Source organism: Pedobacter sp. MC2016-14, assembly GCF_020991475.1.
Classification (GTDB): Bacteria; Bacteroidota; Bacteroidia; order Sphingobacteriales; family Sphingobacteriaceae; genus Pedobacter.
The window spans coordinates 2,066,309-2,082,087 of record NZ_JAJMPA010000001.1 but is presented as its reverse complement, the minus strand read 5'-3'; the positions used below and the strand labels follow the sequence as shown (position 1 = coordinate 2,082,087).

The 15,779-nt window shown below is 39.9% G+C and carries 10 protein-coding genes; 9 read left to right on the top strand and 1 reads right to left on the bottom strand.

The annotated features are described in order from the left end of the window. The first annotated feature begins 79 nt into the window (after nucleotides 1-79). The 3 genes from LPB86_RS08695 (at nucleotide 80) to LPB86_RS08685 (ending at nucleotide 2,075) form a co-directional block, all read left to right on the top strand. Complete coding sequence (locus LPB86_RS08695; RefSeq protein ID WP_230642415.1) at nucleotides 80-1,438, top strand: GH1 family beta-glucosidase; 1,359 nt, start codon at nucleotides 80-82, stop codon at nucleotides 1,436-1,438. 63 nt (nucleotides 1,439-1,501) lie between these two features. Next, nucleotides 1,502-1,837: an RNA polymerase sigma factor gene (locus LPB86_RS08690; RefSeq protein ID WP_230642413.1), complete on the top strand. Its 336-nt coding sequence runs from the start codon at nucleotides 1,502-1,504 to the stop codon at nucleotides 1,835-1,837. Further along, nucleotides 1,728-2,075 (top strand): hypothetical protein, encoded by a 348-nt coding sequence (locus LPB86_RS08685; protein WP_370632815.1) that lies wholly within the window; start codon nucleotides 1,728-1,730, stop codon nucleotides 2,073-2,075. Before LPB86_RS08690 ends, LPB86_RS08685 begins: the two co-directional genes overlap by 110 nt. A 201-nt stretch (nucleotides 2,076-2,276) precedes the next feature. Here the strand turns inward: LPB86_RS08685 and LPB86_RS08680 are convergent, their stop codons facing one another. Then, complete coding sequence (locus LPB86_RS08680; protein ID WP_230642411.1) at nucleotides 2,277-5,531, bottom strand: TonB-dependent receptor; 3,255 nt, start codon at nucleotides 5,529-5,531, stop codon at nucleotides 2,277-2,279. Nucleotides 5,532-5,942: 411 nt separating this feature from the next. Between LPB86_RS08680 and LPB86_RS08675 the strand changes: the two genes are divergently transcribed. The 6 genes from LPB86_RS08675 to LPB86_RS08650 all read left to right on the top strand — a co-directional run bounded on the left by LPB86_RS08675 (nucleotide 5,943) and on the right by LPB86_RS08650 (nucleotide 15,766). Then, complete coding sequence (locus LPB86_RS08675) at nucleotides 5,943-7,145, top strand: hypothetical protein (protein ID WP_230642409.1); 1,203 nt, start codon at nucleotides 5,943-5,945, stop codon at nucleotides 7,143-7,145. A gap of 50 nt (nucleotides 7,146-7,195) precedes the next feature. Next, a complete protein-coding gene (locus tag LPB86_RS08670; RefSeq protein WP_230642406.1) occupies nucleotides 7,196-7,837 on the top strand; it encodes an RNA polymerase sigma factor in 642 nt (213 codons plus the stop codon). 57 nt (nucleotides 7,838-7,894) lie between these two features. Next, nucleotides 7,895-8,860, top strand: a complete 966-nt coding sequence (locus LPB86_RS08665; RefSeq protein ID WP_230642404.1) for a FecR family protein — start codon at nucleotides 7,895-7,897, stop codon at nucleotides 8,858-8,860. A gap of 165 nt (nucleotides 8,861-9,025) precedes the next feature. Further along, nucleotides 9,026-12,376, top strand: a complete 3,351-nt coding sequence (locus tag LPB86_RS08660; RefSeq protein WP_230642402.1) for a TonB-dependent receptor — start codon at nucleotides 9,026-9,028, stop codon at nucleotides 12,374-12,376. A gap of 16 nt (nucleotides 12,377-12,392) precedes the next feature. Then, on the top strand, nucleotides 12,393-13,916 hold the full coding sequence (locus LPB86_RS08655) for a RagB/SusD family nutrient uptake outer membrane protein (RefSeq protein WP_230642400.1): 1,524 nt from the start codon (nucleotides 12,393-12,395) through the stop codon (nucleotides 13,914-13,916). After that, on the top strand, nucleotides 13,910-15,766 hold the full coding sequence (locus LPB86_RS08650; protein ID WP_230642398.1) for an alkaline phosphatase: 1,857 nt from the start codon (nucleotides 13,910-13,912) through the stop codon (nucleotides 15,764-15,766). Before LPB86_RS08655 ends, LPB86_RS08650 begins: the two co-directional genes overlap by 7 nt. The last annotated feature ends 13 nt before the right edge of the window (nucleotides 15,767-15,779 follow it).

The following is a 15,779-nucleotide window of genomic DNA, read 5'->3' as shown; positions in this document are numbered from 1 at the left end:
CATACTGGACAGGTTAAAAGAACTTTATTTCAGGGCTAAAATAAAATCGTATTTTACACGCTAAAAGGCGATCACATTAATGGAGCAAGACGAGCAAGGGCTGAAAAGGGATCTTTTTGGCAAAAATTTTTATTGGGGTATAACTACTGCTGCTTTCCAGGTAGAAGGCAGTTGCGATACAGATGGAAAAGGTGCTTCTATATGGGATGAATTTACCAAGAAGAAGGGAGCCATTAAAGATGCGCAGCACGCCAATACCGCATGCGACTTTTACAATACTTATGAAAAAGATATTGAACTGATTAAGCAGCTCGGCATCCCTAATTTCCGCTTTTCAATCTCCTGGACAAGGATTATGCCTTCTGGCACCGGTGCGGTAAACCAGCAAGGTATAGACTTCTATAACCGGGTTATTGACCTTTGTCTGCAAAATAATATAGAGCCCTGGGTTACCCTATACCATTGGGATTTGCCACATGAATTGGAATTAAAAGGAGGCTGGACCAACAGAACTATCGTATCCTGGTTTAGCGACTACACTAAAGTCTGCGCCCAGCATTTTGGCGACAGGGTTAAAAACTGGATTGTAATGAATGAGCCGATGGTATTTACCGGGGCAGGCTATTTTTTAGGTATTCATGCACCAGGAAGAAAGGGCTTAAAAAACTTTTTACCAGCTATACACCATGCTGTACTGTGTATGGCAGAAGGCGGCAGGGTACTACGCAGAATGGTACCATTGGCACAAATTGGCACTACTTTTTCCTGCGCGCATGTAGAGCCTTTTTCCAACAAACCAAGAGATGTTGCCGCTGCTGCAAGGGCCGATGCCCTTTTTAACCGGTTATTTATAGAACCTGTGCTGGGTTTGGGCTATCCTTCCAAAACTGTCTCCATACTTAAAAAAATAAGCAAATATCAGCGCCCTGGCGATGAAGGTAAAATGCGCTTCGACTTTGACTTTATCGGCCTTCAAAACTACACCAGGGAAGTTGTTAAGTATTCGCTTTTTACACCTTACCTGCACGCAAGGCTAATCAAGGCAGAAGATAGAAATGTTCCTATAACCACCATGAGGTGGGAAGTCTACCCTCCCGCCATCTACCATATCCTTAAAAAATTCAATGCTTATCCGGAAATCAGGAACATCTATATTACTGAAAACGGTGCCGCCTTTCCAGACGCGATTTCCGAAAATGGAGAAATACACGATAAAGAACGGCTGGAATATTTACAGGAAACAGTGGGCCATGTGTTAAAAGCGAAGAACGAAGGTGTAAATGTGAATGGTTATTTCATCTGGACACTTACCGATAATTTTGAATGGGCAGAAGGTTACCATCCGCGTTTCGGGATTATCCATGTTGACTTTGAAACGCAAAAGCGCACTATAAAAGCATCGGGTAAATGGTATAGCAACTTTTTAAACCACAGGTAACTTCACACAATATTAACTTAACTGTGCAGATAAGCTAATGGTACGGGACTAATTTTGTCCCGAATGGAATTATCTCTAACAAGTGCACTAAAGCAAAACAGTACCGCAGCTCTTGAAGAAGCGTATTCCATACACCATGCCCAGCTTTATAGTTTCATTTACCACAAAACGCAATCTGCTTACCTTGCAGAAGAGGTGGTACAGCTTACTTTTATCCGTTTGTGGAAACAGCGCGATCAATTAAAAGAAAACGTAGCGCTTCAAATTCAGTTGTTCGGTCCGCTGGAAAATAGTCATTGGCCATCACCCAATTTATACTGTTGGCCCAAGGATCAAAAACTACGATACCCTTGCAGTAAGGAAAGTATTAAAGGATGTTTTAGAGCGCAACAAAGTTGACATTTATTTATCAGGTCACGACCATTCGCTGCAACACCTGAAACCAGAAGGCCATACCCATCATTTTATATCAGGCGCAGGTTCTGAAGTTACACCTGTTACCACTGGAATAGCCTACAGCCGTTTTGAAGCCGCAGATTATGGGTTTATGTATTTCTCGGCAGATAAAAACAGGTTCAATGCAAAAGTTATCAATGCAGAAGGTAAAGTCATTTATCAAACCACATTGTCCAAATAGCTCATTTAAACAAAGCTACTTTAATGAGCACTAGGTAAATTATCGGATATTTTACCTGGTGCACTAGTAAAAATATCCGATAATTTACCTAGTGTCTATATTTCAAAAACAGAAAACCGGGTGCTTATCAACCACTACAATACAATAAAGCCCGGTCTGCATAACGCAAACAGGGCTTTACTATATAAATCAAAACTGGAATTAGAAGCTATATCTCAATCCAAATTGCATTTGAAAACGAGATGCGAAGAAGTCTTTAGAATAACTGCTCACATCAGCATCTTTAAAAGTATAAGTTGGGTACGCAGTTGCAGTACCTGCAGCAGCCGTAGTTAAGCCCATACTAGCCATTGAATTGAAGGTATTAGGAGAGAAGTATTGTACGCCCCATTTTTTGTTCAATAAATTGGTAAGGTTAACGATGTCATAGGTAAATGACAAAGTATGTTTGTGATCCCCGTTTGTTACAATCCTGAAGTCTTGAGTAAAACGGAAATCAGCCTGGTAGTTCCATGGCGTGCGTACAGCATTACGCTCTGTAAACTGTCCTCTTCTAGAACTAAGGTAGTTATTACCATCAATGTAGGCATCAAAAGCTGCAGCTTGTGCGGCATTTGCAGTAGTAAAGAACTTAGCAGTTTCGCCAACATTAGGAACATATAGCAAACTCACTGTTTGTCCTGTTCCATTAACCCGACTATTTACCAATCCAAGAGAGTATGGTGTACCAGATTGCGCACTGAAGAATAAGGAGAAGCTTGCAGCATATTTACCCTGAGCATCCCAATTGTGCCTGTAGTTCATTGACGATACAATGCGGTTACGAATATCAAAGTTAGAATTTGCTAAACCCGGATCGTTAGGATTCAAAGCCTGGTTTAATTGCCAGTTACTTTCCATTGAATTACGGATTCCGTTGGTAATATCTTTAGACTGTCCGTAAGTATAAGCTACCATCATGTCAAAATTCCCCATTGATTTGCTAGCTTGTGCCGTTAAGCTGTAACGGTATCCCTCACTTGTATTAGACAATAAATAAGCATTGGTATATAAGGGATTGATAGCTTGCGTACCAGCAACTCTTTGGTAAATTGGCTGTTGCTTATTTACATCATAAGGATAATAAATTGGTGCATCAGCCAGGTTAATCATTTGGAATTTCAAATCATGGATAACCTTGGTAAAAATACCCTCAACAGTAAATTTCCATTGATTTTCAGTTTTATAATCAAATGCTAAACTGCTTCTCCATGTTTTTGGCATTTTAAAGTTGTTGTCAATTAAATCTACCTGTGTGGCACCATTAGCATTATTTACATTTACCCCTTGTTTAGCCACAAAACCAGCCTCACCATTACCAGTTAAGGCATCTCTGATCGGATCAGAACCTACAGCAGGATTTACCTGGCTGGTTCCGCTATACGTAAACGACTTGTCGTAAGCACCGTAAGTTACACCATTGTTGTAATACGCATAACCCAACCATGCAAAAGGAACACGACCAGTAAACAAACCAGTTCCACCGCGCATCACCAAACTTTGATCGCCCAATACATCGAAATTAAATCCAACCCTTGGAGATATCTGTACCTGACCTAAGAAATCATTTTTAATGTCTTTAGGCTGAGTGTAAGTGTAAGTTGTTCCATAAGCAGGATCTACAGGAGCATTGGTTGTTTTTGTACTCAATGGCTGTTTGTTTGGCATATCGGCCAGGTCAAATCTAATTCCATAAGTCAGCTTAAAACGGTCAGTCCATTGAAATTGGTCTTCTCCATATAAACTAAACATATTTACACGAAACTCTGCAGGAGGATTACTCATAATGTTATCCCTGCTGTTGTTTGCATAATTAAAATTGGTCCTGACACGTGAAGGCTGATTGGCAGCAAGCTGATTGATGCCATCATAATTGATCCTTCCGTTCCATGCATTTACAAATCCGTAAGTGATGTTGTACAATTCATTGTGCGTACCAAAAGTAAAGGTATGCTTTCCCTTAGTCCAGGTTAGGTTATCGGTAAATTCAAATGTTTTCTGTTTCATGTTAAAAACACTCGCTTCACGGTCCGATCCCAGGAATATAGTTCCGCCAGTTCCTTTAATTTCAATTTGAGGAATTGCAGCGTTAATAGTCGGCTCCCTATAATCATGAATATTAGAATAACCAATTACAAGGCTGTTTGAAAAATCAGCAGAAACCCTGCTTTTTAATTCAGCAACAGTAGAACTCTGGTTGTTGTATTGAATAAAATCGATACCACCGAACCTAAAGTTTTGCTGATCGCGTTCTAAGTTTGTAGCTTCAGATCTAATGGTATTGTTACGGATGGTCAACTGGTTTTTATCATTGATATTCCAGTCCAAACGATTAAAGAACTTGTTAGATTTTGCATATACATTGTAATTATCAAAAGAACCAACATCAATACCATAGTTTGTCTTCATGATATCCGTAATTCTTTGCGCATCAGCAAGGTTAATCACTTTCATATCTGCAGAACCAGCTCCTAAAATTACAGGGTCCTGGCGACGGGTAATTTCCTCATTGGTAAAGAAGAACAATTTATCTTTAACAATTGGCAAGCCTAAACGGAAACCAGTTTGATATTCATGGAAAGATGAAGGCAGTTTAGAACCGTCACCAGTTTTGTTTTTACCGATTAAAGAAGCATTACGTCCAAAACCATACACTGATCCAGATACCGTGTTTGTACCAGAACGGGTTACCGCATTTACGCTACCGCCGGTAAAGTTACCAATCTTAACATCATAAGGTGCCAGTAATACCTGAACATCCTGAATGGCATCAATAGATACAGGATTAGTTCTTGTACTGCTACCTGGCATACCAGAACTTCCACTCTGGCCACCCAATGACGGACTAAAACCAATCGCATCGTTGTTAATGGCACCATCAATAGTTACGTTGTTGTACCTAAAGTTAGTTCCCATAAAAGAGTTGTCTTTACTTACCTGTGGCGTTGCACGTGTAATATCAGTTAAACTGCGGCTTACCGTAGGCATGTTTTTGATTTGTTGCTCACCTATCTGAACACCAGAACCTATTTTAGTACCGCCTTTGGTACCTTTTACAGTTACTTCGCTCAGCTGCTGACCTTCATCAACAAGGGTAAAGTCCAATCTTTGGTCAACCCCTAAGCCAAGGTTAATATTAGTTTTTTCTTGTTTGTTGTAACCTATATACGTTACAGTAAGTTTGTAAGGACCCCCAGGATTTAAGTTTGTTAAACGAAAATATCCATCGGCCGATGTAACAGCACCATATTTGGCACCCGTAGAAACATTAATCAATAGTACACTAGCTCCGGGAATGCTCAATCCTTTGGCATCCCTTACTTTTCCATTGACACTTGAGGTAGTTACCTGCGCATTTACGCTAAGCCCGATCAACATCAGGAGCATAAGTGCAGCAAATTGTAGCTTTGTTTTCATTGCTTGTTTTTATTTTTTCCAAAACTACAGCCGCAACATGATGTTAATATTAAATTGATATTAATACCAATCGGAATTAACATGAAATTAAAAATGGATTAAAATGAGATTAAAATATGGCTTTAAACCATCAGGAAGGCAATTTTTATAATCTACGTTTTTAAGCTCAAAACCCAACAAAGCCTTAATTTCATGTTTCCTCAATATTAAGTTTATGTTAACAAGCCCAAAATCAAGGCAACAATACATATTAAGCAAGTGTTAACTTTTGAATTTTTTCGAATTCCTTAACATTGAACTGTAAATTCTACAGAATTCCCGTATCTCATCTGAATCACATCTATTTAATTTGCTACATTTTATTATTGTAAATTTTACGTATATTTAAAATAACCAAATCATTAACCCGTCATGAACCGTTTGCTTACCATATCCGGAATATTACTCTTCCTGCTAAGTACGATAACCGGCTTTAGTCAGGACAAAGCGCACATCATCAGTTTTGAGTTTTATAATGACACATTCAACTTAAAAGTAGACCCTTCCGTATTAGTTGCGCCACCAGCAGAGCTTTCTAAGACATATATCTTGAACAGTTATGATCAAGTCAACAAAGGTTCCTATCAAGCTATTATAGACACCTTAACAGCTTACAAAGCCAACCACCATTTAAACGATTGGTTATATTACCAGCTCGTACGCAAAACCGCCCAGGAAATTAGCCCTAAAAAAGAAAACTATGAGCGCTACACTTTTTACAAATGGTTTTTAATGGCAAAATCTGGTTACGATGTAAGGTTAACCATTGCCGACAACCGCATCATCTTTTACGTATACAATGATGAAGACATTTCAGACATTCCCTTTACTACCTATAGGGGCAAAAAATACATGTGTTTAAACCATCATGATTATGCCTATGCAGACTTAAACAAAGTGCCGCCCTATGAAATGATCAGCGTACCGGAAGCTAAAGATGCTTTTTCTTATAAGGTAACCAGGATGCCAGATTTTAAACCAGAAGATTACCGGGAGAAAGAAATAGCGTTTAATTATGGACGCAAAGCCTACCATTTTAAAGTAATGCTCAATCCTGAGGTGGAGAACATTTTCGCAAATTACCCTGGTGTTGATTTTGAATCTTACTTTAACATTCCACTCAGTAAAGAAACTTATGGTTCACTAATCCCCATGCTTAAAAAGAATTTGGAAGGCATGAAACAGAAAAAAGGAGTGGATTACCTGATGCGCTTTACCCGTTATGCCTTTTTATACGAGGATGATGAACAAAACTTTGGTAAAGAGAAGCGATTGTCACCAGAGGAGACCTTGTTTTCAAAGTATAGCGACTGTGACGACCGCGCCGCACTGTTCTTTTACCTGGTAAAAGAGATTTACAACTTGCCCATGATTGCCATGTTATACCCAACACACATCACCATGGCTGTACAATTTGATAAACCAATAGGAATGCCAATCGTTTATCAGGGAAAAACCTATTCGGTTTGTGAGCCTACGCCACAGAAAGAAAACCTAAACATCGGGCAGCTCTCTTCTAATTTAAAAAACCTGGCTTATCAGGTTGTCTATTGTTATGAGCCTAATTCCAGATAAAACTTAAAATAAATAAGGCCCCTACCTGCAAAGGATACAAGTTTTAAGATTTGTTAATATTAAGGGAATATCCCTACGGTATTTTTGAAAAAAAAACTGACATCAAAGCCGAGGCCACCCAATCCATAGACAACCTGCTAACCTCATTGAAAAGTGGTGATCATGCAGCGATGGAATTCATTTACCAAAATTATTGGGAGATGGTATTGGATACCGCCTATAAAAGGCTTCGGGATGAAGACATTGCACAAGACATTTCCCAGGAAATCTTCATCTCACTTTGGGAAAACCGGGCAGGCCTGCAAATTGACAGCAGCCTTGAAGCCTGGTTAAAAGGAGCAGTTAAATACAAAGTGATTAACTATTTTAAATCTTCAATTGCTAAAGAAAAGCACGAAGATGACATCATCAGGCTGCTGGGCAATCAACATCAAACATCAGCAGAAAGCAGCCTGATACTTAAAGACCTCAACAAACAACTTGATGAGGCCATGGAAGAACTCCCAGAAAAAATGCGACTCATTTTTTCGATGAGCAGAAAACAAGAGAAGTCCATTCAGGAAATTGGCGACGAGCTAAACCTATCTGCACAAACGGTAAAAAATCAAATTTCCGCAGCACTCAAAATGGTTAGGAAAAAGCTGTCCTACACCCTACTATTGATCATCTGTTTACTGTTAACGCAAGCTTAACTCAACCTTAACATCTTTCGTTAGTACCAATCTTCTTTTGAGTTGACTTGTTTATAGATGACACAAGAAGAACAAGCAAAAGAACTGCTTAAAAAATATTTAAATAAAGAGCTTGACCCTATTGCTACAAAACAGGTAGAAGAGTGGTACAATTCGTATGAGCAAGATGGTGGTTACCTCGAAAAAGAAAAAAAAGCTGTCATAGCAAAACAAATGCAGGATAAACTGCAACAAGTAATGCACACCAGTAAGCGAGGTATATTGCGCTTGCCGCTGCAACAAACCTGGTTAAGGGTTGCAGCCGCAATAGCGATCATTTCAGGCCTCGCAGTATTATTATGGCCTCACACCACTAAGCAAGTGGCTGCAGAACAATTTGTTTCCATCAGCACATCCGCAACTCAAAAAAAGAACATCAAATTGGCCGATGGCTCAGAAATCTGCCTTTCCCCCTCTTCAAAACTTTTATATCCCGCTAAATTTAGTTCATCCCAAAGGGTAGTTGAACTTGCCGAAGGGGAAGCATTTTTTAAAGTTGCACACGAAGCGCACAGAGGTTTTATTGTAAAAACATCAGACGATTTACAAACCAAGGTACTCGGCACTTCCTTTACCATCAAATCTTATCATGCAAAGGGAAATATAGAAATTGTAGTGGCCACTGGTAAAGTTTCGGTGGGTAACACTCAACAAACCTTTGGTACCTTAATCAAAGGCCAACAACTCTCCTACCATAAACAAAAAAGGATGGCCATGATTAGTTATACACCTCAGCCCGTTTACACTGATCTTGTTTTTGAAGGCACCACGCTACAAAAAGCCATCAAGCAACTGGAATATGCATACAGCATCAATATTGTGCTAAACCACCCAGACTTATACAATTTAAAATGTGCAGCAGTATTTAACACCAGGCAAAAACCAGAAGAGATCCTGGACATCCTCTGTAGCCTCCATCACTTAAAATTCAATGCATCCGAAGATCATAAAACCTTTAATATTTATAGAAAGATGAAGAGATAATTACCATTAAATGAACCAGTGCTGATCAGATCAGCACCGGTATTTAAAGCCGGGCCCCTTATGCCAATAAATAACCTGGCTTATTTAAAACACTATTAATGTTATAAAACCACTAAATATATGAAACAATCCTCAATTAAGAGGTCAACAGCTCTTTATAAAGCAATGAAATATTCAATATTAACTTTTTCAGTCCTTTGCAGCTTTTGCGTAGCCCTTATGGCCTCGCCAACAATGGCCCAAAAGTTAGAGAAAAGTACGGTTACCATGTCCATCGCAAAAGGACAATCTACCACACTTATCCTGAAGAAAATAGAAGCCATTACCGGACTTCGTTTTGTTTACAATCCAGATAGAATTGTGAGAAACGACCTGACTGCTTCTTTCAGAAATGAAAAAACTGCAAAGGTGTTAAGTACACTCGGGTTCAGGGCAATGGAAAAAGGAGATTTCGTGATCCTAAGCAACCTCCCAGTAAAGCAAAAAGTGGAAAAAGTGATTACCGGAACGGTAAAAGACTCTACCGCTAAAATGGGAATGCCAGGTGTATCTATTAAAGTTTTAGGCACGCAAACAGGCACCAGGACCGATGCAGAAGGAAAATACAGCCTTCGGGTATCAGATGATGCGGTATTGTCTTTTTCTATGATTGGTTACAAAACGGTACAGGTAAAAGTTGGAGACAACCCAATCATCAATGTAGCTATGGTGGAAGACAACTCCCGTTTAAATGAGGTAGTAGTTGTAGGTTATGGAACACAAAAGAAAACAACCCTTACTGGTGCAATTAGTGCTGTAGCTTTAGATAAATTATCTTCACGATCATTAAACAGTGTGGGTGAAGTACTGGCAGGAAAAACTCCAGGCGTAATGGTAACCAATGAAGGTGGAGACCCAACTTCAGCGCCCCGTGTAAACATTAGAGGTGCTGGTGGTATTAACGGAGAAAATGTTTTGTACGTAATTGACGGATCCATCTATCAGGGCACTCCAAAAATAGATCCTGTAACTGGAAAAACAATTTTTAGTGCACCACAGATCAATCCAAATGATATCGAATCTATAAGCGTATTAAAAGATGGTTCGGCTGCTATTTATGGTGCAAGAGCATCTGGAGGTGTAATTTTAATTACCACTAAAAAAGGCACAAGTGGAAAAATGAGGATCTCTTTTGATGCAAAAACCGGAGCACAAAGTGTTTGGAAAAAAGTGGAATCTTTAAACGCAGTGCAACGTGCAGCGGTTGCTGCCACCGCTGCAAAAAACGGAAACACAACAATTCTTCCTGCATTTGACGCCTCAAAATATCCCGATGGGCAAATTACCCGGACAAATTGGATGGATGAAATTTTCAGAACTGGCTTAATTCAGGATTACAATGCAGCCATTAATGGAGGTAATACAGAATCCAATTTTTACATGAGCTTTAATTACCGCAAAGCAGAAGGTATCGTTTTAAATACAGAAGCTAAACGCTATAACTTTCGCCTAAATTCCGACCATGTGGTTACCCCATGGCTTAAATTTGGTGAAAATCTATCTTTTAGCAGTACAGATGGAAATGGAGCCAATACCAGCAGCGATTATACCGGCGCATTACTTTCTGCTATTTATTACCCAACCAATGGCACGCCATATAATGCAGATGGATCTTTTGCAGGCTTACCCGGAGGACAGTACGCTGGCGATTACGGTGATATTGTGAACCCTGTTGCTGAACTAAAACGTATGGACATCAGCAATCCTTTAAATGTTCTTGTAGTCAATCCTTATGCCTTACTTACTTTGGCAAAGGGCTTAACATTCAGGTCAAACTTAAGTATCACCAAATCTTTCAACAATTATAAAAGCTTCACGCCAAAACGTCCCGAAGTCGGTAAACCCGTATTGAGCAATTCCCTGGTTGAAAGCAACAGCAGGATGTCTGATTTCCTTGCAGAACAGGTCCTTAATTACCACACACTAATTGGAATGCATAATCTTGATTTCACAGGTGGTTATTCTTTTCAAAAGTATACTGAAAAAGGAATGTCAGTTTCCGCGATCGGGTTTGACGATGAGTCTCCATCTTACCGGTATTTGGTAAATGCCACAACCACTCAGCCAGCTACAAGTTACCTCACTAAATATGCATTAGCTTCGTTATTTGCCAGGGCAAACTATAATTATTCAGAAAAATATCTATTGTCATTGATCGGTCGCAGAGATGGTTCTTCTCTTTTGGCCAATAAAGATAACAGGATAAATTATTATTACTCTGCTTCTGCAGGATGGGTGTTGAATAAAGAGAACTTTTTAAAAGAAACCACTTGGATCAGCGAATTAAAACTCAGAGGAAGTTATGGTTATATTGGTAACCTTGGAAGTTTAAATCAACAGGATGCAAGCCCTCTACTAACGGCAACGCAAGCCTATTTTGGACAAACACCGACTGTTCAAAACGGTTATGTTTCCACTGCACTTGAAAACTTTAATCTTGGATGGGCAGAATCAAAACAAACCAATATTGGTGTTGATTTTGGCATTTTTAATAATAGACTGAGCTTAAATGCTGATTATTTCATTAAAGACATCAGTAAAATGATCCTTAAAAAATCCCTCCCAGGCACATCAGGATTGGCTACACAAACCGTTAATGCCGGCTTAGTACGCGATAAAGGGATTGAATTGGGCATTACTTATAGCAGTGATAAAAGCAGGGATTTTAACTATTCCGTGAATGCAACTTTAGGCAAGTTAAATAATAAAGTGATCAGACTGGATGAAGGATTAGAAACCATAGCCATTACAAATAACTTTAGAAACGAATTGGCCCCATTAGTGGTTAAGACAGGACAAGAATTATACAGCTATTATGTATTAAAAACTGAAGGAATTTTCCAAAGCCAACAGGAAGCAGACAACTATAAAAATGCCAGTGGTGCAAAAATACAGCCTAATGCAAAAGCCGGCGATTTTAAGTTTGCAGATTTAGATGGTAATGGTACTATCGATAGTAAAGACCGTTATTTTGCAGGTAGTGCCTATCCTAATTTTTCTTATGGCCTAAGCTTTAATGCAGCTTACAAAAACTTTGACCTTAATATTTTTGCGCAAGGTGTACAAGGCAATAAACTTTTCAACGCCGTAAAGCGCACCACATATAGCGCCAGTGGCCCTTCATATAATAAACTTGTCGGTATTTTGGACGCCTGGTCACCTGAAAATCCAAATGGAAAAGTACCGATCATTTCTACTTCTGATGCCAACGGAAACTTTAATGCTTCAGATTTCTACGTTGAAAATGGATCTTATCTACGTTTACGCAACGTAACCCTTGGCTACACACTTCCATCAAGTTTAACCAGTAAGTTTAAAACAGGTGCAGTTCGCATTTATGCAACATCAAACAACCTGTTTACCATTACCAAATATTCAGGTTTTGATCCGGAAATTGGTATGGATAACTATGGGTTAGATACAGGTCGTTATCCTCAGGCAAGAAGCTTTATGTTAGGCCTAAGTGTGAATTTATAATTTTAAAAGACGAAAAATGAACCGAAATATAAAATATATAGTACTGGCAGTTGCAGCCATTTTAGCTTCATGTACCAAACAACTGGATATTGCTCCTGAAGGTGCCCCTTCGGCACAAAACTTCTGGAAAACGAAAGAAGATGCCGTAAAAGCAGAAGCAGGCATGTATAACGAATATAACGACGAGAATTTTTACGGTCGTGGAATGTTCTGGTTCATCAACGCCAGTGATGACATGGTAACCGGAAGGAATAAACCAGAAGCGGATAACATCAAAAACTTCAACAAAACTTATTTGGGAGGTGGTTATACAGAATCGCAATGGTCAATGCGCTACTCCATTATCAAAAAAGCCAATGACATTATCAAAAATGTTCCTGGCATTGTAATGGATGAGCAGCTAAAAAAACAAATTATTGGCGATGCCTATTTTAATGCTGGTTTGGTTTACTTTCAATTGGCAGCCAACTATGGCAATGAAAAAGCAGGCGTTCCAATTGTAACGCCAGAATCTAATCCGGCCGTTGCTGTGCCAAGAGCGGCCAACGTAAATGAAAATTACGATTACATCATTCAATTGTTTTTAAAGGCGGCAGACAATTGCCCGCTGTTTAGCGCAATGAACCCAGCCGACTACGGAAAGGCGCACAAAACAGCTGCATGGGCTTATTTATCAAAAGTGTACCTGTATAAAAAAGACTATGTAAATGCTAAAAAGTATGCAGATATGGTAATTGGCGCGGGCATCCATGACCTTGTACTAACTGGCTTTGCAGATGTATTTAAAGCATCAAACAACTGGTCTAAAGAATACATCTGGTCGGTTGTTTGTACACCAAATGGTGGCGGTACAGGTTGGGGAAGTAAATTACCTGGTGTAATGCTGACCAATAAAGCCTGGGGAATTTATAACGGATGGGGATACTATTTGCCAACAAAAGAGCTTTATGATTCTTACGAAACCGGCGACCAGCGTCGCGAAGCCACGATTTTAAAACCTGGAGATAAATTTATGTTTTTTGGTGCTGAGCGTACCTTTACAAAAGATGCCGGAGCAACTTCAAACTATCAGTTTAAGAAGTACATGGAACCATTTACTTATGCAAACCCGATTCCTACACACGTAAATCCTAACGGAGACAATGGAACAACAGACCTGAATGTTCCTTTGATGCGTTTTGCAGAAGTGTTGTTAATTAAAGCAGAAGCAGCCATAAATGCAGATGGCATTGGTGCAGGCGATGCAGAGTTAAACCGCATAAGGGTACGTGCCGGACTTCTACCAAAAACAGGAATGACTATGGTAGATCTTAAACGTGAACGCAGAAATGAACTGGCAGGTGAATGGGCCGACCGTCACCGTGACCTGGTAAGATGGGGCGATGCAGAAGCAACTTACGCTAAGCCGTTACATGATTTTGATGGCACGGTAAACTGGCCTGCCCGTACTTTCGACCCACTAATTCATGGCGTTTGGGCTGTTCCTCAAAAGGAAATTGATAACAGTGGTGGTGTAATTAAACAAAACTTTGGATGGTAATTAAAAATCTATTCCAATACACATTGAGCCTTTGCCTGCTATTTTCCCTGCAGGCAGGGGCTCAGTCTGTATTGTCTCCCAATAGCGGACACAGTCACAACGACTATCACCAAAACATCCCCCTGCTGAAAGCATATTATGCGGGTATGGGTTCTATAGAGGCTGATGTTTTTTTAAAAAATGGTCAGCTCTATGTAGCGCACGATACTACCGAAATTACTGAAGATGCAACCTTAAAAAAGTTATACCTGGAACCCCTGGCAAAGCTTTATGCTAAAAACGGCAACAAACCTTATGCAAAAGCAGGTATGAAACTGCAATTGGTGGTAGACATAAAAACCGACTACCAACATGTGCTTCCTGTGTTAATTGCCCAATTAAAAGCTTATAACAATACCTTTAACAGCAGCAAAAATCCCGATGCCATACAAATTGCCATCAGCGGAGATATGCCTGTACCTGCAGCATTTAAAAACTATCCAGATTATATTTCTTTTGATGGACGTCCAAATGTCAAGTATACCGCCGATCAGCTGAAACAGGTTGCCATGATTAGCGATGACCTGAAAAACTACACCGACTGGAATGGTAAGGGCACACCAACACCTGGCGATGCAATTAAATTAAAAGCAGTAATTGATCAGGCACACCAAATGAAAAAACCTTTCAGGTTTTGGGCCAGCCAGGATAGTCCGAATACATGGGTTGAACTGGAAAAACTTGGTGTAGACTGGATCAATACAGATGTACCGGAAAAACTACGGGATTTTTATACCGGTAGAGATAAACTGACCTATACAAATCCAATAGCTTACCCGGTTTATACGCCATCTTATAAAGTTGACGGGCTTAAAAAGCGAGTTAAGAATGTAATCCTGTTGATTGGCGATGGCATGGGCCTGGCACAAATCCACGCCGGTTGGATTGCCAACCATGGAGACCTGAACATGACCAGGATGCAAAACAGCGGCTTTTCACAAACAGGCGCTGCAAACTCCGGAAATACAGATTCTGCCGCTGGTGGGTCTGCAATGGCAATGGGCGAAAAAACAAACAACCGTTACATTGGGATGGGTACAGATGGTAAACCAAGGACCAACCTTCCAGACACCTTAGCCGGCTATGGAATTAAAAGTGGCCTGATTAGTTCAGGAGACATTACTGATGCTACACCTGCCGCTTTCTATGCCCATCAGTCAGACCGAAGTTACAGCAAGGCCATTGCAAAAGATTTTTTAAACGGACATGTGGACGTACTGGTGGGATCAAACCAGAAAAGCTTTTTAGAAAACCCGGATGCCTCCTTAATGGGAAGGCTTAAAAACAAAGGCTATACCTTAAATGGTTCTATAGAAGAATTCAACAAACAAAGTAATGGCAAACAATTGGTTTTACTTCCAGATTCAGCCACGCGTCCGGTAAAGGATGGCCGGGGAGATATGCTGGTACAATCGCTTAAAAAAACCATTGCACTGTTAACTAATAAAAAAGGGTTCTTCATCATGGCCGAGGGTGCTCAAATTGATTACGGAGGACACAGTAACGATTTAAAATATGTGGTTACGGAACTGCATGATTTTGACAAAATGGTATCCGCCGCTATACAATTTGCAGATCATGATGGCGAGACCTTAGTGGTAGTTACTGCCGATCATGAAACCGGAGGATTAACGCTCTTAGAAGCTTCGGCTGCTGATGGCAGGATCCAGGGCGAATTTAGCACCAATGACCATACCAATATCATGGTGCCGGTATTTGCATACGGCCCACAGTCTTCTGAATTTAGAGGTACCTATCAAAATACAGAGATCTTTAAAAAGATTCTTAAAGTATTAGCACCCTACCGATAGGTAGGATGCTAAT

Excerpts from the sequence above, each read along its gene's own strand:
- LPB86_RS08695 (WP_230642415.1), top strand. The coding sequence starts at position 80 with ATGGAGCAAGACGAGCAAGGGCTGAAAAGGGATCTTTTTGGCAAAAAT.
- LPB86_RS08690 (WP_230642413.1), top strand. The coding sequence starts at position 1,502 with ATGGAATTATCTCTAACAAGTGCACTAAAGCAAAACAGTACCGCAGCT.
- LPB86_RS08680 (WP_230642411.1), bottom strand. The coding sequence starts at position 5,531 with ATGAAAACAAAGCTACAATTTGCTGCACTTATGCTCCTGATGTTGATC.
- LPB86_RS08675 (WP_230642409.1), top strand. The coding sequence starts at position 5,943 with ATGAACCGTTTGCTTACCATATCCGGAATATTACTCTTCCTGCTAAGT.
- LPB86_RS08665 (WP_230642404.1), top strand. The coding sequence starts at position 7,895 with ATGACACAAGAAGAACAAGCAAAAGAACTGCTTAAAAAATATTTAAAT.
- LPB86_RS08660 (WP_230642402.1), top strand. The coding sequence starts at position 9,026 with ATGAAATATTCAATATTAACTTTTTCAGTCCTTTGCAGCTTTTGCGTA.
- LPB86_RS08655 (WP_230642400.1), top strand. The coding sequence starts at position 12,393 with ATGAACCGAAATATAAAATATATAGTACTGGCAGTTGCAGCCATTTTA.
- LPB86_RS08650 (WP_230642398.1), top strand. The coding sequence starts at position 13,910 with ATGGTAATTAAAAATCTATTCCAATACACATTGAGCCTTTGCCTGCTA.